The 23,721-nt window shown below is 53.6% G+C and carries 19 protein-coding genes and 1 pseudogene; 11 read left to right on the top strand and 9 right to left on the bottom strand.

Annotated features, from left to right (window positions below):
- Positions 1-9: 9 nt before the first annotated feature.
- On the bottom strand, positions 10-138 hold the full coding sequence (locus MIH18_RS23895; RefSeq protein WP_283164823.1) for a hypothetical protein: 129 nt from the start codon (positions 136-138) through the stop codon (positions 10-12).
- 420 nt (positions 139-558) lie between these two features.
- Between MIH18_RS23895 and MIH18_RS02695 the strand changes: the two genes are divergently transcribed.
- From MIH18_RS02695 to MIH18_RS02665, 7 genes are read left to right on the top strand one after another with little or no spacing between them, the layout of a single operon-like run.
- Positions 559-1,980, top strand: coding sequence for a TIGR00366 family protein (locus MIH18_RS02695; RefSeq protein WP_249013846.1), 1,422 nt, complete (start codon positions 559-561; stop codon positions 1,978-1,980).
- A gap of 20 nt (positions 1,981-2,000) precedes the next feature.
- Complete coding sequence (locus MIH18_RS02690) at positions 2,001-4,001, top strand: acetoacetate--CoA ligase (RefSeq protein WP_249013845.1); 2,001 nt, start codon at positions 2,001-2,003, stop codon at positions 3,999-4,001.
- Positions 3,998-5,149: a thiolase family protein gene (locus tag MIH18_RS02685; protein ID WP_249013844.1), complete on the top strand. Its 1,152-nt coding sequence runs from the start codon at positions 3,998-4,000 to the stop codon at positions 5,147-5,149. The genes MIH18_RS02690 and MIH18_RS02685 overlap by 4 nt, the downstream gene beginning before the upstream one ends.
- On the top strand, positions 5,146-5,571 hold the full coding sequence (locus tag MIH18_RS02680; protein ID WP_249013843.1) for a Zn-ribbon domain-containing OB-fold protein: 426 nt from the start codon (positions 5,146-5,148) through the stop codon (positions 5,569-5,571). The genes MIH18_RS02685 and MIH18_RS02680 overlap by 4 nt, the downstream gene beginning before the upstream one ends.
- Before the next feature lie 11 nt (positions 5,572-5,582).
- On the top strand, positions 5,583-6,758 hold the full coding sequence (locus tag MIH18_RS02675) for an acetyl-CoA C-acyltransferase (protein WP_249013842.1): 1,176 nt from the start codon (positions 5,583-5,585) through the stop codon (positions 6,756-6,758).
- Complete coding sequence (locus MIH18_RS02670; RefSeq protein ID WP_249013841.1) at positions 6,758-7,219, top strand: MaoC family dehydratase; 462 nt, start codon at positions 6,758-6,760, stop codon at positions 7,217-7,219. The genes MIH18_RS02675 and MIH18_RS02670 overlap by 1 nt, the downstream gene beginning before the upstream one ends.
- Positions 7,220-7,221: 2 nt before the next feature.
- On the top strand, positions 7,222-8,445 hold the full coding sequence (locus MIH18_RS02665; RefSeq protein ID WP_249013840.1) for an MFS transporter: 1,224 nt from the start codon (positions 7,222-7,224) through the stop codon (positions 8,443-8,445).
- Between the two features lie 718 nt (positions 8,446-9,163).
- Here MIH18_RS02665 and MIH18_RS02660 read toward each other — a convergent pair.
- The 3 genes from MIH18_RS02660 to MIH18_RS02650 are packed head-to-tail and all read right to left on the bottom strand — an operon-like array spanning position 9,164 to position 11,804.
- The gene (locus tag MIH18_RS02660) at positions 9,164-9,493 is read right to left on the bottom strand and encodes a DUF6527 family protein (protein ID WP_249013839.1); all 330 of its coding nucleotides are present in this window, start codon (positions 9,491-9,493) and stop codon (positions 9,164-9,166) included.
- Positions 9,490-10,899 carry a ThiF family adenylyltransferase gene (locus MIH18_RS02655; protein WP_249013838.1) on the bottom strand — a complete coding sequence of 470 codons (1,410 nt, stop codon included), beginning with the start codon at positions 10,897-10,899 and terminating at the stop codon, positions 9,490-9,492. The genes MIH18_RS02660 and MIH18_RS02655 overlap by 4 nt, the downstream gene beginning before the upstream one ends.
- Positions 10,896-11,804: a multiubiquitin domain-containing protein gene (locus tag MIH18_RS02650; protein WP_249013837.1), complete on the bottom strand. Its 909-nt coding sequence runs from the start codon at positions 11,802-11,804 to the stop codon at positions 10,896-10,898. The genes MIH18_RS02655 and MIH18_RS02650 overlap by 4 nt, the downstream gene beginning before the upstream one ends.
- A 100-nt stretch (positions 11,805-11,904) precedes the next feature.
- On the opposite strand from MIH18_RS02650, the gene istA reads away from it, so the two are divergent.
- Both istA and istB read left to right on the top strand, forming a co-directional pair.
- Positions 11,905-13,371, top strand: coding sequence for an IS21 family transposase (istA, locus tag MIH18_RS02645; protein ID WP_249013836.1), 1,467 nt, complete (start codon positions 11,905-11,907; stop codon positions 13,369-13,371).
- Complete coding sequence (istB, locus tag MIH18_RS02640; RefSeq protein ID WP_249013835.1) at positions 13,368-14,123, top strand: IS21-like element helper ATPase IstB; 756 nt, start codon at positions 13,368-13,370, stop codon at positions 14,121-14,123. Before istA ends, istB begins: the two co-directional genes overlap by 4 nt.
- A 17-nt stretch (positions 14,124-14,140) precedes the next feature.
- On the opposite strand, the gene MIH18_RS02635 is transcribed toward istB, so the two are convergent.
- The 5 genes and pseudogenes from MIH18_RS02635 to MIH18_RS02615 form a co-directional block, all read right to left on the bottom strand.
- Entirely contained in the window at positions 14,141-14,482 is a 342-nt protein-coding gene (locus tag MIH18_RS02635) for a multiubiquitin domain-containing protein (RefSeq protein WP_249013834.1), read from the bottom strand.
- 93 nt (positions 14,483-14,575) lie between these two features.
- Positions 14,576-17,986 (bottom strand): UvrD-helicase domain-containing protein, encoded by a 3,411-nt coding sequence (locus MIH18_RS02630; RefSeq protein WP_249013833.1) that lies wholly within the window; start codon positions 17,984-17,986, stop codon positions 14,576-14,578.
- A 4-nt stretch (positions 17,987-17,990) separates the two neighbouring features.
- Positions 17,991-18,596, bottom strand: a complete 606-nt coding sequence (locus tag MIH18_RS02625) for a hypothetical protein (RefSeq protein WP_249013832.1) — start codon at positions 18,594-18,596, stop codon at positions 17,991-17,993.
- Positions 18,593-19,306, bottom strand: a complete 714-nt coding sequence (locus tag MIH18_RS02620; protein WP_249013831.1) for a sigma-70 family RNA polymerase sigma factor — start codon at positions 19,304-19,306, stop codon at positions 18,593-18,595. The genes MIH18_RS02625 and MIH18_RS02620 overlap by 4 nt, the downstream gene beginning before the upstream one ends.
- A 116-nt stretch (positions 19,307-19,422) precedes the next feature.
- Positions 19,423-20,615: pseudogene (locus MIH18_RS02615) on the bottom strand (IS3 family transposase).
- A 684-nt stretch (positions 20,616-21,299) separates the two neighbouring features.
- Here MIH18_RS02615 and MIH18_RS02610 point away from each other — a divergent pair.
- Both MIH18_RS02610 and MIH18_RS02605 read left to right on the top strand, forming a co-directional pair.
- Positions 21,300-21,989, top strand: a complete 690-nt coding sequence (locus tag MIH18_RS02610) for a hypothetical protein (protein WP_249013830.1) — start codon at positions 21,300-21,302, stop codon at positions 21,987-21,989.
- Positions 21,990-22,415: 426 nt separating this feature from the next.
- A complete protein-coding gene (locus tag MIH18_RS02605) occupies positions 22,416-23,660 on the top strand; it encodes a transporter substrate-binding domain-containing protein (RefSeq protein ID WP_249014589.1) in 1,245 nt (414 codons plus the stop codon).
- Positions 23,661-23,721 lie beyond the last annotated feature (61 nt).

The following is a 23,721-nucleotide window of genomic DNA, read 5'->3' as shown; positions in this document are numbered from 1 at the left end:
CTCCTTGGCCTAAAAACGTTGAAACTGTTTCAGGCCGTCATTCTCTTCCTGAAACTCTGCTATTCGGCGCTTTAGTCGCTTGATCTCATCTTGATTCATTGATCTTTTTTTTGCTTCCGCTGGCTTGACTCGTTTCATGGCGAAGTCCTCCTCTTTTTGCTTCTTCGCCAGCGTGACAGGATAAAAGACTGAATATCCAGTGCTTCAACCACGCCTTTGACATCGCGAAGGGCTTTGTAATTCCACTCGACAGCTTTGTCTTTGAACTTGGTGGTGTACTTTCAAGGTTCTCTTCCCAGTCTTGATTGCAGGCATCGCATCTCGCCTGCGAAGTTATCAATGCGTGTCCACTAAACTGAGGGAGGTGCAACGTTAAGTCTGACAGGCTGATAGGAAGGGTTTTACTCAGTCTAGAGAACTTTATTGACCGGTCGGTACAATCGCGGGTATAACTACTTACGGTCACTTCTGTGCGTTGCAAGCGAACGAAGAAAGTGCGAGCAGGACGGCGCCACGTGGTTTGGCTATAACAAAAAAAGTTCGAAAGGAGAAAACATCATGTTGCAGGCTGCAGGCGCTTTTAGCGCACGATTATCCCGACAGTACATACCTAATCCGTTTATTTTCGCTATTATTCTGACGGTTATAGTTTATGCACTGGGTGTTCTATTAACCCCGTCTGGACCATTTGAGATGGTTCAGTATTGGTATGGAGGCTTTTGGAATCTGCTGAGCTTCGGCATGCAGATGGTGGTTATTCTACTGTTTGGCTACGTGCTTGCCGCATCGCCACCAGCACGTAAAATCATTGCTGTTGCAGCTAAACTGCCAAAGAACGCCGGTCAGGCCATTATGCTGGTCACGGTCTTGGCGATTGTATTTGGCTTTGTCAGTTGGGGCTTGGGTTTGATCGTTGGCGCCATCTCTGCGCGGGAAATCTGCACCCAGGCCAAGCTGCGGGGTATTAAAGTCCACTACCCGTTGGCTGCCGCCGCAGGTTTTACCGGTTTGATAATTTTTAATGCGGGTTTCTCTGCTTCGGCGCCGCTGCTGGTAAATACCAAAGGTCATTTTCTAGAAAGTACAATCGGCCTGATTCCGGTCTCCGAGACTATACTCTCGCCCTTTAACCTCATTACCTTCGCTGCTTTCCTGATCATCATTCCGCTGGTCTACCGCGCCATGCATCCCAAGGTGGAAGACACCGATGAGGTGCCTGATTTTGATAACGCACCGGCAAAAAAAATTAAAAACGGCCAAGCAACTGCAGAAGAAGGTGAAGCGGTGGCCATCAATGCTTTGATGAAAGACAAAGCTTCGGCACAACAACATGCCACTCCAGAAGAGACGGTGGCTGAGAAACTAGAGAATGCACCGGCGCTGACTTGGATCATTGTGCTGGCGGGTCTTAGCTTTGTTGTTCATCACTTCATCACTAAAGGCTTCGACCTTAACCTCAACATCGTTAACTTTATCCTGCTGATCGTCGGTATGGTGGCCTATAAAACACCGATGGCTTATGTCAAAGCTATTGATGAAGGCATCCGCGCTTGCGGTCAGGTTGTTTTGCAGTTCCCATTCTACGCGGGAATCATGGGAATGATGGCGGCTTCCGGTCTTGTATCGATATTCGCCGACTGGATGGTGGCCATGTCTAACGTCTACACTTTGCCGCTGACTTCCTTGTTAAGCGCTGCAGTCGTCAACTTGGCCGTTCCTTCTGCAGGTGGTCAATGGGCTGTGCAAGGACCGATGCTGGTGGAGGCCGCTCAAAAACTGGGCTCGGACCTTGGTGTGATCATCATGTCCTTTTCCTACGGTGATCAGCTGACTAACGGAATACAGCCGATGTGGATGCTGCCGCTGCTGGGTATCACCTCACTTAAGGCACGAGAAATCTTGGGCTACACCGCCGTTATGATGTTGGTTGCCTTTGTGATCTTCGCGTTCGGTGTCTGCATTCTTCCGCTACTGTTCTAGAGCAGATTAAGGAGTTAATAATGTATCACGAAAACCCTGATTCCAATATTCTCTGGACGCCTAGTGAGGCGACTGTGGAGAAGGCTTTGATGACCCAGTTTGCTCGCAAACTGGGGATGGAACTTTACCCTTATGAGCGATTGCACCGTTTCTCGATTGGCAATATGAGTGAGTTCTGGCAGGGATTCTGGGAATTCGCTGGAATTATAGGCAGCGGCGAAGGACCAATAATCGACGCCGGTGAGCCGGCCTCGATGGCGACCACCCGCTTCTTCCCCGAGCGCAAGCTCAACTTTGCCGAGAATATGCTCGCTGGCGATGGCAGTAGGGTGGCAGTGATCGAGGCCGATGAATCCGGCATTCTCGACCAAGTCACGATGGCTGAGCTGCGTGTGCGAGTGGCACAGGTGCAGGGCGGTTTGCAAAGACTGGGCATCGCTCCGGGCGATCGGGTCGCCGGCATGTTGCCAAATAATCTCGATGCTCTGGTAATGATGTTGGCCGTGACCGCTTATGGCGGGGTGTGGTCTAGTTGCTCGCCCGAGTTTGGCGCCACCGGCGTAGTCGATCGCTTTGGTCAGATCAGCCCGCGGCTGATGGTGGTGGCCAGCGATTATCTCTATAACGGTGTGCGTCACGACATCGCCGGTAAGTCCGGCGAGATCGCGAAAAAGCTAAAAGGCCTTGAGCACATCATCGTTATCGGTGACATGGACGTTCCCAATGCGCCTTGTCCGGTGCATAAGCTCAACGAGATCAGTGATGCCAGCGCGGCGGAGCCGGTGTTTGAGCAGCTGCCTTTCGATCATCCGCTGTACGTCGTCTACACCTCCGGCACCACCGGGCTGCCGAAATGCATCGTGCACCGCGCCGGCGGCGCGCTGCTTAATCTCCGCAAGGAGCTGATGCTGCACTGTGATGTGCAGCCCGGTGATCGGATGCTCTATTACACTAATACCGCTTGGATGATGTACCACTGGTCCATCGCGGCGCTTAGCTGTGGTGCCACTTTGGTGCTCTACGATGGCGCTGCCATACCGAAAAAAGACGGTGGTCTGGACTGCGGTGCTCTGTGGCGCATAGCCGAACAGGTGCAGGTCACCCACTTTGGCACCAGTCCTAAATACCTGACGATATTGGAGCAAAGCGGTTACGCAGTCGGTGCCAAGCATGATCTGTCTTCACTGCGTCTGATTGCCTCGGCCGGTGCGCCGCTGACAGTGGAGAACTTCCAATGGGTGTACAGCCAGATCAAAGCTGATCTGTGCTTGGCTTCCATCTCCGGCGGCACCGAGATTGTCGGCTGCTTTGTGATGGGTAATCCCACCATGCCGGTACACGCCGGCGAAATTCAGTGTCCGGCGCTGGGCATGGCCGTCAAAGTGCTCGATGAGCGCGGTGTGTCGGTGGTAGGTCGCAAAGGTGATCTGGTCTGCACTGAGGCTTTCCCTTCTATGCCACTGAAATTTTGGGGCGAAGGCGGTTGGGATCGTTACTTTAATGAGTACTTCGCCGAGCGAGAGGGCATCTGGACGCATGGCGATCTGGCTGAATTCAAGGTCTCGGGCGGCGTGGTGATCTCGGGCCGCACCGATACCACTCTGAAACCCGGCGGCGTGCGCATTGGCACCGGCGAGATTTACCGGGTAGTCGAGAACATGAAAGAAGTCGAAGACTCACTGGTGATTGGCTATCCTCGCGCTGACGATATGGAAATTTGGCTGTTCCTTGTGCTCAAGGACAACGCTCCTCTGGATGCCGCGCTGGAAAAAAAGCTGCGTGACCATCTACGCAATGAGACCTCGCCGCGCCATATCCCCAAACGCATCATGGCGGTATCGGAGATCCCTTACACTTTGAGCGGTAAGAAGGTCGAGAAAGCCGTGTTGCAGGTGATCACCGGCATCGAGGTAAAAAACAAAGGTTCGCTGATCAACCCAGCTTGCCTAGAAGCGTTCAGCGATGCGGTTGAGGCGGCCAATGCGTTCGAGAAGCCGGCTGCTAAGGCGGGTTCACTATGAGTATAGGAGCCATCGTCGGCATAGCCGAACTGCCCAATGTTAGACGCACTCACGGGGCGACCACGCTGGGAACGATCGCAGAAGTCGCCGCTCAAGCGGTGTTCGATGCTGGCCTGGAGCCGAGTGCAATCGATGGACTGCTGGTCGGCCCGCAAGTGGGCGAAACTCCTCAGCACGTGCCAGCTGCGGTCGCGGAGTATCTAGGCCTGCAGCCTAGCATGGCCAACGTGGTCGATTTAGGCGGTGCCAGCGGTGCCGGTATGGCTTGGCGGGCCGCTGCAGCCATCAACGCCGGTATGTGTGAGGCGGTGTTGTGTGTGCTGGGAAACACTCGCGAGGAAATCGAGCCGCGTTCGCCCAACCGAAACCCGATCCGGGAGATGGATGTGCCTTATGGTGCTTCGGGTGCTAACACCTCTTACGCTCTGATCGCCCGCCGGCACATGCACGATTACGGCACCACCAGTGAGCAACTGGCTCACGCGGTGGTGGCACAGCGCAACAACGCCCAGCAAAATCCCAATGCGGTGTTCTACGGTAAGCCGATAACGATAGACGACGTGCTCAACTCGCAAATGGTGGTAGACCCGCTGCGCATGCTTGAAGTGGTCATGCCTTGTGCCGGTGGCGCGGCTTTTGTGGTGACTAGTGCTAAGCGTGCGCGAAGCTTAAGGCATAACCCTGTGCTGCTGGCTGGCGCGGGTGAGAAAGTGACTCACCGCGCCATCTCCTGTGCACCGGATCTGACCATAGGGCCTTTGAAAGAAGCGATCGCCCGTGCGTATCTGCAGGCTGGAGTCGGTCCGAACGATATGAACCTGCTGTCGCTGTATGACTGCTACAGCATCATGTTGGCCGTGACCGTCGAAGATGCCGGTTTTTGTGAAAAAGGCCAGGGCGGAGCTTGGCTGGTGGATCACGACTTAAGCTGGAAGGGCGACTTTCCGCTCAATACTCACGGTGGTCAGCTCTCCTGCGGCCAGGCCGATTTGGCCGGAGGCATGTCGCACATTATTGAAGCGGTGCGGCAGCTACGCCACGCCGCGCCCGATCGGCAGATCGCCAACGCCGAGTGGGCGTTAGTGACTGGCAACGGCGCGACCATGAGCGAAGCCACAGCATTGGTCCTACATCGGGAGACGCGATGATGTCCCAGTCAACTACCCCCAAGCCCGCTCCAACTCCCACTGTCGTATCGGCACCATTTTGGGATGCGGCTAAACAGCATCGCCTGCTGATACAGCAATGCGGTAAGTGTGCGCAGACAATTTTTTATCCACGCTTACGTTGTCCACATTGTTGGAGTAATGACCTCAGTTGGATAGAAGCTAGCGGTAAAGGTGAGGTCGCCAGTTACACCATCATTCACAAGCCCGGCCATCCAGCTTTTGCCGCAGGAGCGCCGTATATCGTCGCGCTAATTGACCTGGAAGAAAGAGTACGTCTGCTGTCCAATGTGGTTGATTGTCCCATCGATCAGGTGCATGTAGGCATGCCGGTCACGGTGCAATGGGTTGAACAGGGTGATTTCACTCTACCTAAGTTTCAGCCCTCAATTTCTAAGGTTTAGGAGGAATAACTATGTCGACAGAAAACATGCCGGTTCTGCTCGATGGTATACGAACCGCGTTCGGGCGCTATCGAGGCGCACTGGCCCAAACTTCCTCGCGTCAGCTCAAGGCAGCCGCCATCCGCGCGCTGTTAGAACGTCAGCCAGAGTTGGCTCGCTGTGATGGCGTGCTGCTCGGCCAAGTGATTCAGGCGGCCCAAGGCCAGAACCCGGCGCGGCTGGCTGCAGCGGATGGCGGAGTGAACCTTAGTGTGCCGGCCATGACTTTAAATAACGTCTGTCTGGCAGGGCTCGCCTCCGTCAGTGATGCCAGCCGGCGCATACGTGCCGGTGAAGGGAGCGCCTACATCGTTGGCGGTGGCGACTCAATGAGCCGAGGCCCGCATGCGGCGGTGATCCGTGACGGAGTAGCCAGACCTAGCAACGTGGAATTTATCGACACCACGCTGAGTGATGGTTTGTGGTGCTCTCTGGGCAACGAAGGTATGGGTGAGCTCTCCGAGCGCGTTAATGCCGAACTGGGCATAGGCCGTGAAAGACAGGACAAAATTGCCTATCGTTCCCAGTACTTGGCAGCCAAGGCCACCAATAGCGGCATTCTGGCCATAGAGATGGCCGGAGTCAGCATCGAAGGCGCGAACTTAAGCCAAGATGAAGGCATACGTGCCGATAGCTCAGTTGAAAAATTGGCGAAACTACAGCCGGCGTTTGTTGCCGGCGGCACTATAACCGCTGGCAACTCCTCGCAAATGAGCGATGGTGCCTCGATAGGTGCGGTCACTTCTATGGCTGTTGCCGAACGCTGGGGACGCAAGCCTTTAGCACGCATCGTCGGCTTTGCCGAAATCGCGGGTCCTGACAACAGCCTACACCTTAAACCGGCAATGGCCATCGAACGTGCGGTGGCGCTGTCCGGTCTTAAAATCAGCGATATCGATCTGTTTGAAATTAACGAGGCCTTTGCCGCCGTGGTAGCCGCTAGCTGTGATTCACTGAGCATTCCGCTGGATGTGGTCAATGTGAATGGCGGCGCGATTGCTGTGGGCCATCCTTTGGGCGGCACTGGATTTCGGCTTCTTTTAACCCTAGCCCACGAGCTTAATCGCCGACAGGGGCGCTACGGCGTGGCCTCTTTGTGCGGTGGCGGTGGGCAAGGATATGCAGTGGTAATTGAGAGGATAAACTAATGACTGAAGTAACGAAGAAACCTAACGGTTGGAAAGATGTACGTAAAGGCATGCCTAAAGTCGGCGACAGCGCAGAGCGCAGTAGAGACATGACGTTGACCGAAATCGAACTGTTCAGCGCGCTGACCGGTGACCGCCAACCTCTGCATACCGATCGCAAAGCCGCCGAAGCTTCACGCTTTGGCGGCCTGATCGTGCAAGGCGGTGTAACGAGTGGCTTGCTCAACGCCGTGGTAGCAGAAGACCTACCTGGGCCGGGCACGGTGTTTTTAAGCGTCGAGTGGAAGTTCAATAAACCTGTCTATGTTGGTGATCGTATTACTGCCTCGGTAAAAATCTTAGAAGTGCGCGAGGACAAACCGTTCTGCACCCTAGAAACTCAAGTAGTTAACCAAAAAGGCGAAATATGCCTGGAAGGCAAAGCGGTCACCTACACCACACCTCTGCCTCTGCAAGGATGACGGTGGCAGACAGCTGGCACGATCCGGTCGAATGTTGGAGCCGTCTTGCGGTTCTGGCATCGGCCATGCTGCTGTCGATGACTACTTGGTTCTCGGCCACTGCCGTTGCCCCACAGCTCCTCCTGTTGTGGGATATGGACAGCGGTCAGGCCGCTTGGCTGACGATTGCGGTTCAAGTAGGGTTTATCGTCGGCGCTTTAGCTTCGGCGGCACTCAGCCTACCCGATTGGATTCCACCACGGCGGCTGATGCTTTACGGCGCGCTGGGCGCAGCGGCAGCCAATGCCTTGCTGCTGCTTTCACCCAATGCCAGCGTAGCGATAGCACTGAGACTATTGACCGGCATATTTCTGGCCGGTGTTTACCCACCCGCCATGAAATCCATGGCTACTTGGTTTCGTTACAAACGCGGCACGGCGCTGGGCGTCATGGTCGGCGCACTGACGCTGGGGTCGGCCACTCCGCACCTGATTAATGGCCTAGGTGGACTGGACTGGGAAATTGTCATCGCCTTGACCTCCTTGCTCACACTGGCTGGTGGTCTGGTCGCCGAGTTTTTAGGGCGCGACGGCCCGTATAGTTTTCCTCCTGGGTCGTTTAACCCCGGTAAGGCCTGGGAGGCTTTTACCCAAAAACGAGTGCTGCTGGCTTCTTTTGGCTACTTCGGCCACATGTGGGAGCTGTACGCCATGTGGGCTTGGTTCTCGGTGTTTTTCGCCGACACCTTACTGCGTCATAGTGTGCCTTCGGCTGCCAAATGGGCGGCTATCGGCACTTTTGTAGTAATAGGCATAGGCGCAGTCGGCTGCTGGATAGGAGGCATCATCAGCGACAATTGGGGGCGCGCGCGCACCGCGGCGCTGTCTATGCTCATCTCCGGAAGCTGCGCGGTTGTAATCGGTTTTATGCAGGATGAATCGATTGCGCTGGTGCTACTGGTTGGGCTGATCTGGGGTTTTTGGGTGGTGGCCGACTCAGCGCAGTTTTCAGTCATGGTCACCGAAGTGGCCGCGCAGCAATATGTCGGCACGGTGCTCACTCTACAACTAGCTATCGGTTTTGCGCTCACCATCCCGACTATTTGGCTAATCCCTTTAATCCAGCATGCCGCTAGCTGGGGCTGGGCAATGGCCTTTCTGGGCCTAGGGCCGCTACTGGGTGCAGCAGCCATGCGAGTACTGATCCGTACCTCGGAGAAGCGTTCACTTACTGATGGGCAAGCATAAGGCGGCAGTTATCTTCTCACGCCTGTTAACGCTCCATTAAAGCCAGTTGCTGAGCCCATCGTCGCTGGGCACCTTCATCCATGCCCAAGGACACATAGGCCTGAACAAAGGACTAGCCTTGATCAAGCACCAGACTGACAGCTTCCTACTTGAACTCGGGGGAAAAGGAACGTCGTTTTTTGGTCATCAGATACCTCGCTTAAGGCGGCATTATTACCACCTTGATTGGTGTTCGGAATCATTGAACTACGACACTTTGCCATCGTGACGGGAGTTAAGAAAAGAAAAGGAGGGAACTTTTGTCAAACCTTAATGGCACGAGTCGAATTGGAGTGCCCGGTGACCGGGTCTAAAAGCATCAAACTTTAGGGTCTTGTGAAGTTGAAAATGCAGAAACATGCGGCTGACTCTTATCAAACTTTATTGTCCGCTGACAATTGCACCATCCCATATGGGTGTACTCTATTGTTATTCTTGGTGCAGTCAAATCTGAACGAGTCCTTATTTTTTGGGTGCATAGCTTGTTCGGCTTTTGATACTTAAGTTTGTCCGCTCTGATTACTTGGATGGAAACAGTGTTCTTGATGCCAAAATTTGACTGCATGTGACCATCTCCATAAACCGGTGAGCGTCTAAAGATAAAAACCCTCCGGCCAGAGAAGATACGTAATTGACAGCTGGGTCTGACGTTCGACGCAGCTGTGAAGGCTGGCACTTGTCAGACCCAGATAACTTTTCCATCTCGTAACCAAAAGTGAGACTTGCACCCTCCTTTCAGCCAGATGGACGGATGCAGAGTGGGCCTGGCTCCCTCGCCAATACTGATGGCCCAGTTGGGCTTTGCTTCCTTGATCAACAGCAATTCAAGGCGTTTGCCGCAGCCGCAAGGGCAACGAAACGCCACGGCCCAGTCTTCGTTATCCTCTCTGGCCAGGACCAAGTTGCGCCTAGGAAGTGTCTGCGGGGGGGTATCGGCGTCAATGATGGTGATGCGCCGTGCAGGCAACAAATTTTCTTTCAGTTTTAATAACCATCGAGACCAAGTCATACAGTCATCTTGCCTACGCTAAAGCGTGGCATGCCCAGCAGGGGCTCAATTAATCCGCGGCCAAGATGGGGGTTCGGCGCACGACTAAAGTTCGTGTCGCTTATAAATTCTTCCTCGCCTGCGGCAAGTGAAAACATAGTGCGGGCTCGCGCTTGGTTGGGTTCATGGCGAAACGGGTACGCGCGAGCAATAAACTCCATTACGCAATCGCTGGCTGCGCGCATATTGAGAGAGATGACCGAAGGGGCATCATCGGCAATGCCCTTGATGTAACCTTCGGCCACCTGGTCGGTCAGCTCATTGGGAGCCACCTGCTGCAGATACTCCCGGCGCAGCGCTTCCGGGGTATAGACGCCACGATCCGCAAGGGTGCTGCCGCCAGGTTTAACATAGTCCACTCGCCCACAGACATCACCGATGGCAACGCCATGGTCGGTCTGGCGGGTAGGGATGGTAACGGCGACATCAAACAATGGCTGCAAGAACGCAGCGGCAATGCGGTCGCACATCTGGCGCCCCTCAAAGCTGTCCACACAGCAAAACAGCACATCGGCCAGGCCGGCCAATTCGATGGCTTCGCGGCTGACGATGCTTGCTTTAAGTGTTAGTACCTCAATGTTGTCGCGATACAAAGGGATGGTAGAAGCGAATCGCGCCACTTTTGCGATACCGTTGCGGGCATCCTCTAGGGTAGCGTTGACAATGCGGTTGAGATTCTTGGATTCGATCTCATCGAAGTCGATCAAGATCAGTCGCCCAAAGCCCAGGCGGGCCAACTGCTCAACCACGATGGATCCAGTGCCCGACACCCCGACCACACAGGCGGTGAGATGTTTCATGTCGCGGCCCATTTGGGCTGAAAAAGCCATGGGTGTTGGCACTACACCTCGCTGCTCCGATGCCTGCCAGGTGAGCAACTCATCGCCAGCGCAATGCACGGCGCCAATTGGTGTGATCGCAAGTTGACGATTATAGAGTCGCGCGTGAATGGCGCCATCAGGCGTCATAATTGCCGAGCCGTGAAGGATCGAAGGCGACTCGCAAGCCTCAAACAACGCAGGCATGACTTCGTGATCACTGTCATCGTCAACGGCCGAAAACCCCAACGTACCTCCAGGGTGTGAGTGGATCAAAACAATCGACAGAGCGTTGGCCTCGGCCAAGTCTATAGCGGCCTCGATAGCCTTACCTGGCCAACTAAGGCGATCGGGTGAGCGCACGCGGCAACTGGCGTGATCAACCGGCAGAACCTGATTAACTACGTAGCGATGTGTTGCACTTTGCGCACAGAGCACAATGGCGGCGGCCTCCAGACCGTCGCCGGGGAAAAGGTGCTCACGTAGTTTTGCGTGATGGGCTTCGCTGAGGGCTAGTTTGAAGGGCTGATTATGAGTTGACGCATTCATTGTCCAACTTCCCGCATCAGCGATTCTTCCACAACAGCCAAGTGGGTGATCACACTGTCGGTTAAGGGGTTCCAGCGTGTGATGCCATTGAGGTGGCGGCTCCAGCGCTGATAGACTTTGTCGCGGATGTTCTCTCGGCTTTCGGTCTGCCCAATACCGCTCCCATTGGCCAGGGTAAGAGCGGGGTGGACAAAGAACATGTCGAGATTTGCGTCTGGGTAGGCGGTTGGAATTTCGATGGCGAGATTGACCAGCCCGTGATTGTAGCCGCTCGGCAAGGCGTAGTCGTGAATGATCAGCCAGCGACGTGCGCCTATAAGACGAGTTTCCCAGTTGAGGCCTAGATGATTTAAGTAAGCCACGTCTTGCTCCAGCAAGGCAAACTCCAGGCCGGGGGCTGCAGCCGCCTCGCCATTGTTGATCTCTGCTGGTGTGAGGCGAAGCTTCTCAATTCCGGGATGACGCAGGTCGATGACATCGTTCACGCCGATGTTCTGCTTAGGTTCCCCTTTGATCTTTAGAACCAAAATCCAGCCTTTGTCGGAGTTAAAACCAGCGGCATTGAGAGCGTCCCTAGCGAGAATCGTTGGTTTCTCGGAGTTCACCATTACGCCCTGAACGTTCAGCTGCCAGCTTTTTGGTTGGGTATAGAGCTTCTCGATACCGGGCTCGTCCAAATTTACACTCTCCCCATAGGCAAGAAGCTGATCAGGCACCTTGCGGCGCTCCAGCCAGATGGCCTGATCCTCGGCAATGCCTCCGACTTGACGCAATACATCTTCGCGGATGTGCGCCAAACCCCAAGGAAAACGCTGACCGTTTAAGGCGACATAGAAAAGGCGGTCGCTGTCGAAGGCAATAAATTGCTCTGTTCGGCGACAATTAGGATGACCGGTTAACGACAATTATCTTGGCCGGTTGGGTGTAACAATCAGTACCTTGTTTTCCACTGTGGAGCACTAGGTGCCTGGTCAACACATAACCAACCGACAAGAGGAGCTGTACATGCAGCACCGACAAAATGGCGCAAGCCAAGAAGTAGCTGCCGCCAAGGCAGGCGTTTCTGTCCGATCTGGGCGACGCATCGAGACATCAGGACAAAAACCCTGCATTGACACCGAGCGGCAATGGCGCACCCGAGAAGATCCACTGGAAGCGGTTTGGGAAACAGAGTTGCTCCATCTGTTAGAAAATGAGCCTAAGCTGACCGGCACAACTCTGCTTGATTATCTGCAAGAGCATTACCCTGAGCACTACGATCAGACCATTCTGCGCACCCTGCAACGCCGGGTGAAGCTCTGGCGGGCGCTACACGGGCCGGAACGCGAGGTCATTTTTCGCCAGCAGGCGGTTGTGGCGCAACAGGGGTTTTCTGATTTCACCCACCCCGACAACCCGGTTACGATTCAATCCAAGACCTTTCCACACCTGCTCTATCAATTTCGATTGGCCTACAGCGGTTGGCGCTCGGTTACCGTCGTTCAAGGTGGTGAGAGTTATGCGGCTCTGGCGGCGGGCTTGCAGCGAGCCTTACAACAGGTGGGTGGCAGTCCCATTGAGCACCGCACGGACAGCTTAAGTGCGGCACGCAATAACCGTCAAAACGTGTGGACTGAGGCTTATAGCGAGCTGTGCCAACATTACCGCATGACACCCACTCGCAATAATCTGGGGCAGTCCCATGAAAATGGTGTGGTTGAGTGCGCCAATGGCTCGCTCAAGAAACGCTTGGCACAACAGTTGTTACTGCGCGGTCACAGTGACTTCGACGATGTCGCGCACTATCAGGCTTTTATCGATCGCGCTGTCGACAAGCTCAATCAGCGCAACCGATCGCGCGTGCTTGAGGAGCAGGCGGCCTTGCAGCCCCTGCCGGAGTTTACGGCGGCCGAGTATCAGACCCTCCACCTTAAGGTGACGCGCAGCTCAACGATCGAAGTCCGGCGCGTTGTTTACACCGTGCCATCGCGGCTGATTGGAGAGTCGGTACAAATCCGGTTGCACCACGACAAGCTGGTGCTGTTCGTCGGACAGCAGCCGGCACTGACATTACCTCGCATTTACCCCAGACCTGGCGAGAATCGCGCCCGCAGCGTCAATTACCGGCACGTTATCCGTTCGCTGGCCTCGAAGCCGCAGGCCTTCCGTTACTCTCAGTTGCGTGATGACTTACTCCCGGACGACAACTACCGTCAACTCTGGCAGCTCGCGGATACGCACCTTGAAGCCCGAGAAGCCTGCAAATGGATCGTGACAACACTGCGACTGGCCTTCGAGTACGATGACGAACAGTCGCTGGGGGAGGATCTGCTGATTGAGGCCCAAGCAGGCCGGTTCGCGTCAATTACCGAGATCCAGTCACGCTACCTTCGCGGCAACCCAGACCTCAAGTGCTCTGCATCAAGCCAACACACCTTAGTGAGCTACGACGAGCTACTGTCCTCGATCAACAGTCAGGAGGCACAGATATGACAGGCTCTGTCGCTCTACTGTTAAAAGAACTTCGCTTGCCGGCCTTCCACCGTCACTACCAATCGCTCTGGGAAACCGCCATTGAGAAGAACTGGTCACACACCGATTACCTGGCGGCATTGTGTGAGTACGAGCTCTCAGACCGCTACCAGCGCCGGACCCAGAAGTGGGTACGCGAGGCAAAACTTGTCGCCAACAAGACCTTCTCAGCGTTGGATCAAAGCGCGTTCAGCCGTCCCTGCAACACCGCACTGGCAAGGCTGCAACAAGACAGTGACTGGGCACACCATGCCGACAATGTGCTGTTGATTGGCCCCAGCGGCACTGGCAAAACCCATATTGCTAATGCACTGGGCCATCAACTCACCGAACAGGGGGTGCGCTGTAAACTGTTCCCTGCCATAGCGCTGGTTCAGCACTTACAACAGGCCAAGCGCGATCTCGACTTGATGACAGCCATGACACGGCTGGATAAATACCGGGTCATCATCATCGATGACATCGGTTACGTAAAAAAGACAGATGCAGAAACCCAGGTACTGTTCGAATTCATCGCCCATCGCTATGAAAGTGGCAGCTTAATCGTCACCGCTAACCAGCCATTCAGTGAGTGGGATCAAATCTTCCCAGACAGCATGATGACCGTAGCGGCCATAGACCGGCTGATACACCACGCAACTATTATCGAATTAGAGGGGGAAAGTTACCGAAGACAGCAACAGCTCAAACAGGCTGCAAAGAGTAAAAAGTAAAACCACCCAACCGGCCATCATAGTTGTCGCGGACCGGACAGGATAGTTGACGCCGAACATTGCTCAACGCCTCGGTGGTACACGTCTACCGTCTCATCGAGATTGACCTCTTCGAGTACACCTTTGTCGTCGAGCAATAACAGAAGGTGGTGTTCAACGGGGTTTTTACCGGCAGCGGTCAAAATTTGGCGGCCGGTAGGCACCGGGTCGTCAATCTCGACTAGATTGCCCTGCCAGTTTGGATCAAGCACCTGAATCAGGTAACGATCAGCTGGACGCATTGGGCGACCCTCATGGCGAGACAGGGCGATATTTTCGCGCTCAACGCGCGCTTGGTCGGGTGGAACTATGTTGTTCATATCGAATACTCTATTTATGGCCTACCGCGACATGCGATTTCATGGCTGTTCAATAGGTTAATCGAAGCGAATTTTCCGACCGGAAAGTGAAATTTAATTTTTTAAGCGGATATTTCCTTGCGGGACTTTGCCACAGATGAAAAAGTTAGGGCAGCGGGGGCAGGTGCGGTTGTCTGGCTTGGCCGGGAAATGCCCGCGGGCAATAGAGCCCATGGCCGATCGAGCTTTATCTAGGCGCGTAGTTTTTTTGCGATGGCTCACTGTGACGACCTCTTGGGTTTCACCTGCTAAGTGCACGACCTCAACTCGGGTGCCTTGCCCAAAATGACGTTCGGCTGCCTCCACTAATAGCGTGTATTCAATGCGGTCAAATTCGTCGCTGCCCTTTTTGCCCGTTTTGATACGTCGGATGCTGTGGTTGCCATCAGTGTCGAGGGTGATTTCATCGGGTAATACGGTGATCTCGCCCTCAGGAAAAGACAGTTGCAGTACCTCTGGTTTAATCAGCCGGCGCCCCTGGCGAGTTTCTATTAGGTATTGCACCAGGCGCTGGCTGATACGGTGATAGTCGTCTGCATAGCCGTGTTCAACGGGGCCCCGATTGTGCCATGACCGCGTGAATTGGGCCTCCAGTTCGTCAGCGCTCGGGGTAGATTCGCTATGGTTCTGCCTCAGCCATTCCAGCACCTCATAAACCGCGCTATGCATTTTCATAAAAGCGCTCTCGGTACGTTTGCCCGTCAGGGCCAACATATGGGTATAGAGAAAGCGCCTTGGGCACCGATCGTATAAGCTAATCTGCCTTTCGCTGAGCAGAAGAGGCTCGTCACCGACGATCAAGACTTCAGGCCCCATGGGGTTGAGGCTAAGCCGAGACGGATCGTTCTGCTGCTGAATGGTAGGCGCAATGCGGTCGATGTAAACGGAGTGACGGCGGTTATGGCCGTTACTTTGTACCGAGGAGGCGTACATTAACAAGCTATCTTGCGTCCGCGATACGGCCACAAAAAATTTGCACTCTTCTTCTTCATCGTGGCCGGCTTTTATGGCATCGAGCCCAGTTAACCCTTGCGTACCGTCGATCAGCCCATCAGGCGGCGCACAGCGCGGCCGTCTATTATTACCTGGCAATCCGGTAGAGATCATACCTGGTAGGTGAACCACCCTGAATTCCAACCCCTTACTGGCGTGTATGGTCATTAAGCGAACACCGTTGATGCTAAGTGCCGCCTGCGGCAGCTGCCGCATTTCACGATCTTCGGAGAGCAGCACAATACGCCGGATTCTCGATAGCAAACGGTCAATAGGTAGCCCGTCGCCTTTGGTAGGCGTGCGGGCAAAATTCAGCAGTTGCCACAACGCGATCCCCTTCATTTGACCTTGCCGGTCCTCAGCCTGACTCGCCTGTTTTGCCCAGCCAAATCGATCAATAATCAGGCTCGCCAGTACGGACCAAGGCTTGGCGTGTGGGGGAATATCGCTCATTACGGTAGACAGGCGTTTCAGTGTTTCGCAAGCTTGCTCATCTAGACCTGGCACCTCATCCACCAATGCGCCCCAACCCAGTGGGGCGAGATCGACCTTGCGCAGGTGCTGTTGCAGCGCGGTGATGTGTTCCAGGCGAACAGCGTAGCCGGTCAGTGTTGCCGCCCGAATCAGGCCCGTGGCACGACGGTCGGTGACCAGTGATAGCAGTGATAACAGGTCTTTAATTTCGTCGCGCTCAAATAGGCTGCCTAAATACAATACTGGCAACCCTAGGTCTTCAAGGTTAATGGCGATTTCGCTCAGGCGGTTGTTGGAGGTACAAAGTATGGCCTGATCTTTGTATTCGACGCCCTGGCGCTTCTTCTCTTCCACCGCCGCGGCGATCACGGCGATTTCGTCATTCGCTGTGGTTGCTACTTTGAATTCGGGCCGCTTGCCCGAAGGACCACGCTTGACATGGAGCTGCAGGGGCAAGGCCCCTTCTGAGGCTTTCATGCCCGCTGAGAAGTGGCGATAGAGATTAACGATTTCACTTGAGGAACGGTAGTTGGTTTTCAGCTCATCCACTACTCCGCCCGGGAAGTCGTCGGTAAAGCGCTTCATATTGATCGACGAGGCTCCCCGAAAGCGATAAATGGATTGGCGTGAATCCCCCACGACCCAGAGCCGTTTTCCTCCTCCCGCAATGGCCTTTAACAAGCGTACAGAGGCGCGGTTTACATCCTGATATTCGTCCACCAAGATGTGTTGATGACGCGATGAGAGCGATCTTTGGACGTCTAAATCCGATTCCACCAATCGCACGGGCAGCGAAACCAAGTCGCCAAAGTCAACGCTATCATTGTGTTGCAGTAATGATTCATAAACTTGGTACAGTCGTGCCACATCTAGACATTTCTCGGCCTGCTCACACTGTTTTTCGTCCTCTGCGGCTTTCAGCATGGCCTCTGCCAATACTCGGTATTCAGCGGCGCTGACCACTTCATCTTTGGCTCGTGATATGGCCGAGAGCATGTCGCTCAAGTCCAGCGTTGGATCATAGAGATTGCGAAAATGCTTGAGAGTGAGTTGCGCCAGTTCGTCTTCGAGTAACTCGATGCCTTCGTAGCGCGAAATCACCTTTGGGTGTTCAGATAGGCCCAGGCGATCGTGAAAACGATGCACAATATCGAGGCCAAAAGAGTGGAATGTACCCAACCACAGGGTGGCCACGGCCTCGGGGAATTTGGTGGAGATGCGCTCGTATAGCTCTCCGACAGCCTTGTTGGAAAAGGTCAGTACTAGGATGGTCCCGGGGTCGACCCCCTCTTCCAACAAAGACTCAATGCGATGCACCAGAGTGCGGGTTTTACCGGTTCCTGGTCCCGCTTGGAGTTGAAAAGCGCTGCCTCGATGCAAAGCAGCGGCGCGTTGGGACTCGTCCAACCCGATCTGCGCACCAGCGGGCTCTGCTTGTGAAGGTGTGATGGGCGGCAACAGCAACGCGTCGATTAACTGCTGTTGCACCACACTTAGGGGGACTCCCAATCGCTCGGCGATGGCGCCGGAAGTCATCTGTTTATCGATATGCCAGTGTTTTAGCAAGCTGCGCGGCAGCAGCAGTTCGCGAGCGAAGAGGTCCATGATGATTTCTCGCCGCTCGCGGCTGCCATAGTCCACCACCCGCTCTGCGCCCATTGCAGGGGGCTCCGCGGATCGGTCTGGTTCAATCTCCTTAGTAAGGTCGTCCTTCGAAGTGTCTTCGAGCTCCAAGTGTCCAATTTCATGGGCGATGAGGAAAGCTTTGTCAAAATCGCTGCCTGCATCCTCGTAGAGGATCATTTCAGCTTGGCTATCGAAGATGGCTCGTCCGCCGCTGAGCTGCGGGTCACCCTGGGGTATAGCGAAGACTTCTATCCCCCGTCGTTCTGCCTCATCCGTGACGAAGCTCAGTAAGGAGCTAGTATCGTTACCCCGCTCTAAAGCAGCCTGGTACAGCTTCTCGGCCACTTGTCGAGCCGCTTCGATGGCATCCATAGTGCTAGTCCTTCATAGTCCTCAGCGCAGACTGTTGCGCCTCGCTCAACTGTGAGTTTGTCAGCGCACTTTCAAAAGTAATCTTGTTACCTGCAACGGGTTTGCCTAAAGCTTTATGGCGCAGTCCTGATGCAACAGTGGACGGGCCATTTAAGGTACGTTGAAGTCCCTGAACCGACACGTTCAGAAGTTCGGCAAGCAACGTCAGAAGTTGTTGGGGAATGGTGGCCACCTCGATAGAGCAGTCGCGCAGCCGGGATAGGAACAGGCGACTGACGTTTAACTCCCCAGCTAGTTCTCGGAAACGTTGTTTACTGAGGTTCGACAAAGGATTATCCATTGTGCTTGGAGCTGCCGAGGCTGGATCCTCGGGGCTTAGCATGGATTGAAATGTTAACCAGGCCCGATTGGCATTGTCGCTCGGTGCAGTCTCATCTGATTTCACATCAAAAGAGGGGGCCGTGAATAGCTCAATGGATAGGTCAATAAGCGATTCACCAAACTGGGGGTAGCGCGTCAAGTAGATCGCCAATGTGTTGGCATTGGGATTAGCTTCTACAGAGAATGCATGTAATACGGCACTTTTGGAAATTTGGGATTTAGTCTTCATTGTATGTCCTCCGCCTGCAGCACGATTCGCAGTTTTTCATAGGCACGTTTTAACCGGTTGCGTACGGTTCTGTCCGTGCACGCCAAAGCTTTCGCAATGGTCATAACTTCGAGGTCTTGCGATTCGATCTGCATTCCCTGTAAAAGTAACCCGACTGCACGCCTTTCATCTTCCGGTAGCCCGTTAATCGCGTCCATCAGACTCAACCGGAAAGCTGTATCGTCCAATTTGGATGGATTCTGGTTAATGAAGTCGTTAGCGGCAATGTCTACCTCGGGGCTGACTCCATGTCCGCCTTCGTGATCCAGGGGGTCAGCATTGATCAAGGGATCGGTTTCTCGTGCAGGCCCATGTTTTCTCAGAACGTCTGTACGCAAGCTGGCCAATGCGCCGTTAAAATTGGTCTCCCAGTAGTACATACTGTCCGCTTGTGAGTCGCGGTCTTTCGCAATCATCTCTACCACCCGCTCGGCGATCTCTTTGCGAATGTTGACTGCTTGGTCGAGCCCAGCACCGGATACGGTTTTGCGCAATGCCGTTTCGAGCCGGCCATAGAAGGTAGTGAAGATCGGCCCCAGATGCTTCTCAGCTAACCCTATCTCGCTGTGGCGAAGGTAGTAAATAAAGACCTCAAAGGGCACTAGCTGTTGGGTGCAACTTAGACGATCAACCAACTGATCAGGCACAAGGTCATCGAGTTCATTAAGCACCCGTTCAATCTCAGCGCGCCTGAGGTAAATCTCGCCTTTTTTTGTGGCTTTCTTGAGCGGTATATAGAGGACCCCACGGTCAAGACCATAGGTGCATTAACTTAAGATAGAATGCCCTATGGGTTTATATTGTCTGATCATGCGGCCTGGAGCCACTGCACGTTAGTGCCATGTGCCTCTGCCGGTGTCTTGTTGTTGAGCGATTGATGCGGACGCTCATGGTTGTAAAACTGGAAGTATGCACTCAAGCCATCCCGAGCTTCCTGCATCGTCTGGTACTGCTTTAGATAGACTTCCTCGTATTTCACTGAGCGCCACAGTCGTTCGACAAAGATGTTGTCCAGCGCCCGACCTTTGCCATCCATGCTGATGCGGATTTTATGAGCCTTCAGAACATCCGTAAACGCCGCGCTGGTGAACTGGCTGCCTTGGTCTGTGTTGAATATTTCAGGGGTGCCATAACGCTCCAGAGCCTCCTCAAGGGCTTCGACGCAGAAAGCCGTGTCCATGGTGTTCGACAACCGCCACGACAGCACCTGACGGCTGTACCAGTCGATGACGGCCGTCAGGTAGGCAAAGCCGCGGCCTACCCTGATGTAAGTGATGTCTGTTGAGTAGACCTGCCGAGGGCGTACCACCGACATTCCACGCAGCAAATAGGGATAGACCTTGTGCTGCGGATGAGGACGACTGGTATTCGGCTGGGGGGCCACCGACTGCAGGCCCATCAGGCGCATCAACCGCTGGACCCGCTTGCGATTTACCACGTGCCCCCGGCGCCCCAACACAGCGACCATCTTGCGGCTGCCGTAGAATGGATGGGCGGTATACAACTCGTCAATGTGCTGCATCAGTTTCAGGTTTTCCTCAGGCTCATCAGTTGCGGCTCCCTGGTCATACCAGGTGGAGCGGTGCAGCCCCAACAGGCTGCATTGGCGTCGAATGCTCGGAGCATCGGCACTAGGCTCAATCAGTGTGCGTTTCTCGCTCACTCCAAGCCCAGCGCCTTCGATTTTTTTCTGAGCCACTCGACCTCAACCTGCAGCTTACCGATTTGCTGATACAGTCGGTCTTCACGGGCTTCCAGTTCCTTCGGGTCCGGCTGGCTACCTCCGCGTTCGAAGGCTTCCACCAGTCGCTCCTGGGCGGTCTTTTTCCAGGTGTTGATTTGGGAAGCATGCACCCCGTACTGCGAGGACAGTTGGGCAACTGTTTTATCGCCCCTGATTGCCTCCATTGCGACCTTAGCTTTGAACTCACTACTGAACCGTTTTCTCGCCACGTTACTACTCCTGGATGATCGTGGCATTCTACCTATGCCTGTGGTCTAAATCATGGGGTCCACTATAGTATTACCATCCTTGATCCACTTCTATTTTTCAGTCATGAGCAAGCGACGCGGTTATGTTTATCGCTTATGGCATCGCATGCCGTGGAAAAAACTGTTTTTTGCCAGAACGACGCACAGAAGTTTTTAGAAACGATGTAGTAGTCGCACGCTTCATTAAAATTCAAATAATTGTATCGCCATCAGATATCGAATGCGTGCGATTGGGCTTTGAGCTCTTTGTAGTAGTCTGTTGATGATGGGTTCCACCTTTTCTCTTGATCGCTTACTGTCCAACAAGGTAGCTCAAGGGTATTCTTTTTGAAACGACAATATAGCGTTGTTAGTCAAAAAAGCTGCAGAAGGGATCTGGGGCGCCAGCCATAATGTATAAATATCCTCCGCAGTTTAAACTCGGCATGATTTTCAAACCTATTTTCAAGTAGCGCCGTAATTCAATTGTCCTGCACGAGCGAACCTCTAATCCAAAGACGTAACTGCGATACAATACCGATCGACGTCCTGAAATTCGCAGTCGATAAAAAGCGTCGCAGTCTACGTATCGCCGCCAGTCACGACAACCCGAAACAATTCCATACCGACGCTGCTGCGTTATTTTTACTGTTTTGAAATGACCGTTGGGATTTCGACGGAGGAAGACCATTCATGGCTATAAATTTTTACGCAAAAGGTGAATTATCGTCCGGCTTTCACGGGTGGCGTGTCGTCGCCACCATTCGAGGTAAACGCTATCAAAAATACTTTTCTTTAAATCGCTATAACACTCGAATCCCCCAGGAACTCTGGCATAGCTACCAGGAGACCAGGGCCCGGTACTACGAGGCTCGATATATGGCGCGGTCGGCCGCCATCCAATACCTGGACTTCATTAACAAGGACCATCCCACTACCCGGCCATGTCGCGGCGTTGGATTTCAAGGCGTCACGCTGGGCATTGGGGCGGGCAGGAGTACCGCCCATGAGACTTGTTATTTCTCAGTGAACAAGCGGGGCGCGGCGACCAAATTCTATATCGATAACGGAACTCCACTCTCACAAGCCTGGGAACAAGCGGTTTCCTACTGGGGTAATGTTTATGAGATTCGACCCAAAGATGTCGCGCATAAGCTCAAGCTCCTTCCCAGTCCTGATCAATTCAAAGCGCTTCGCAAGCAATTAAACGATCAAGAGGGTCATGATTTCCCGGTCAGTGTCCTGCACCATGTTTACGCTGAGCAGCGTAAACAATTGGAAAATCGAAAGGCCCGGGAAAACACAAATGAACGTTTTAACGGCGATGAGCTACTGACCATTTATGCCAATCTGGAGCGAGAGGTCTCAGAGTATCTCAAGTAAAATCTGTTTTGGGTCAGTTTCTTGATATCGCTCGAAATCGCCTGGGAGCCTAAGGTATCCCCAATTTTAAGAGGGCTTTTCGCCTCCACCGTCTACGTAAGCAATATCCAAAGGGGCGTTACGGCACAAGTCTAATATTGATTAGTTAATTGATTAACTTGTCGATTCTGTTGCCCAGACGTTGTCTCTTTGTTTTGCAAAGCCGAAACGGATAATTTTAAATTTGACGAATGGTAATTCTTGTGCTTTATTAATAATCACATTAGCCGGAGTCAATGTGGACTTGGGCCGAAACAATACAACGGGCATAGAAGCCCCGCATGCTGAAACCGAAAGGTTTGGTACGTGGGGCTTTTTTTTGTGCAAAAAAAACTGGAGGCACCGGTAGGGTGACTTCACAGCAACATAGCACTGGAGGGTTTTGTGATGAAACGACGTGATTTGTTGAAAGGAGTTGCCTTCGCTGGCGTGGCTGGCGCCACGGGACTTGGAGGATTTCCCGGTATTTGGACAGGTCGTAATGCCGCGTGGGCGGCCGGGAGTGACATACCGGTCGGAGTTTTATTCTCGAAGACTGGAGCGGTAGCGGTGGTTGAAAGCACGCTTCATGACGCTTGCATGATGGCGATCGAGGAAATCAACGACAACGGCGGCATTAACGGTCGCAAGATTCGTCCATTTGTCGAAGATCCGGCTTCGGATCCAGCGACCTTCGCTGATCGTGCCAACCGACTGGTGCGAAGAGATAAAGTTGTTTCCATATTTGGCTCGTATACGTCCTCCAGCCGTCAGGCGGTACTTCCAGTTGTGGAAGGGCAGAACAATCTTTACTGGTATCCAACGCTTTATGAAGGACGTGAATGTTCTCGCAATGTGATGTACGGCGGTGCGGTTCCCAATCAACAACAGCAGGATTACGTGCCCTGGCTGAAAGAAAAATTCGGTGGCCGGTTTTATTTGCTTGGCAACAATTACGTGTACCCGCGAGAGGAAAATAACGTTGCCAGGAAAATCCTCAAAGGTATCGGTGGCGAAGTTGTTAACGAAGAATATGTGCCTATGGGGCATGACAGTTTTAGCTCCATTGTCAGCCAACTCCGGCGCGATAAGCCGGATGTGATTTTCTGTACTTTAGTGGGCGACTCCGACGTGGCTTTCCAACGGGAATATCACAATGCAGGTTTAGACCCAAAAACGATGCCAGTCGCCAGCCTTACCCGGTCAGAAATTGAAGTTAAAGCGATTGGTGGTAAAGCTGCTGCCGGTCATTTCTCATCGGCACCTTATTTTATGGGGTATCAATCGGCAGAGAACAAGAAGTTTGTGGAAGCTTATTTGAAGAAGTATGGACAGGATCAGGTAACGCACTTCGTGAATGAAGCAGCTTACTTCCAAGTATATCAGTTCAAAAACGCAGTCGAAACAATTGGTTCAGGTGAACTGACGCCGTCAGCTATCAGGGATGCCGCAGTCGGGCAGCGCTTCATGGCTCCTCAGGGTGAGATAGAAATCGCTGCTAATCTGCACACACATCTATGGCCCAAGATCGGTCAATGGCAAGCGGATGGTCAAGCTAAAGTGTTGGTAGATTCCAAGAGCCGCGTGGCACCAGAGCCATACTGGGCGTACGAGGGCCAAGAGTGCACAGCTGAGGGGCTTCAGGAAAGCTGAGGCAACCTACCCATTTAACAAGAAACTGATCTAAGCAGCCCCCTCATCTTGGATTCATAGA

The sequence above is a fragment of the Marinobacter sp. M3C genome (assembly GCF_023311895.1).
In the GTDB taxonomy this organism is placed as follows: Bacteria; Pseudomonadota; Gammaproteobacteria; order Pseudomonadales; family Oleiphilaceae; genus Marinobacter.
This window is presented reverse-complemented; position numbering and strand designations above follow the sequence as displayed.

Bases quoted from the DNA above. Each gene is read 5' to 3' on its own strand.
- MIH18_RS02655 (WP_249013838.1), bottom strand. From the start codon at position 10,899: ATGAATGCGTCAACTCATAATCAGCCCTTCAAACTAGCCCTCAGCGAA.
- MIH18_RS02660 (WP_249013839.1), bottom strand. From the start codon at position 9,493: ATGACTTGGTCTCGATGGTTATTAAAACTGAAAGAAAATTTGTTGCCT.
- MIH18_RS02680 (WP_249013843.1), top strand. From the start codon at position 5,146: ATGATGTCCCAGTCAACTACCCCCAAGCCCGCTCCAACTCCCACTGTC.
- MIH18_RS02695 (WP_249013846.1), top strand. From the start codon at position 559: ATGTTGCAGGCTGCAGGCGCTTTTAGCGCACGATTATCCCGACAGTAC.
- MIH18_RS02610 (WP_249013830.1), top strand. From the start codon at position 21,300: ATGGCTATAAATTTTTACGCAAAAGGTGAATTATCGTCCGGCTTTCAC.
- MIH18_RS02670 (WP_249013841.1), top strand. From the start codon at position 6,758: ATGACTGAAGTAACGAAGAAACCTAACGGTTGGAAAGATGTACGTAAA.
- MIH18_RS02685 (WP_249013844.1), top strand. From the start codon at position 3,998: ATGAGTATAGGAGCCATCGTCGGCATAGCCGAACTGCCCAATGTTAGA.
- MIH18_RS02605 (WP_249014589.1), top strand. From the start codon at position 22,416: ATGAAACGACGTGATTTGTTGAAAGGAGTTGCCTTCGCTGGCGTGGCT.
- istA (WP_249013836.1), top strand. From the start codon at position 11,905: ATGCAGCACCGACAAAATGGCGCAAGCCAAGAAGTAGCTGCCGCCAAG.
- MIH18_RS02635 (WP_249013834.1), bottom strand. From the start codon at position 14,482: ATGAACAACATAGTTCCACCCGACCAAGCGCGCGTTGAGCGCGAAAAT.
- istB (WP_249013835.1), top strand. From the start codon at position 13,368: ATGACAGGCTCTGTCGCTCTACTGTTAAAAGAACTTCGCTTGCCGGCC.
- MIH18_RS02630 (WP_249013833.1), bottom strand. From the start codon at position 17,986: ATGGATGCCATCGAAGCGGCTCGACAAGTGGCCGAGAAGCTGTACCAG.
- MIH18_RS23895 (WP_283164823.1), bottom strand. From the start codon at position 138: ATGAAACGAGTCAAGCCAGCGGAAGCAAAAAAAAGATCAATGAATCAA.
- MIH18_RS02690 (WP_249013845.1), top strand. From the start codon at position 2,001: ATGTATCACGAAAACCCTGATTCCAATATTCTCTGGACGCCTAGTGAG.
- MIH18_RS02675 (WP_249013842.1), top strand. From the start codon at position 5,583: ATGTCGACAGAAAACATGCCGGTTCTGCTCGATGGTATACGAACCGCG.
- MIH18_RS02625 (WP_249013832.1), bottom strand. From the start codon at position 18,596: ATGAAGACTAAATCCCAAATTTCCAAAAGTGCCGTATTACATGCATTC.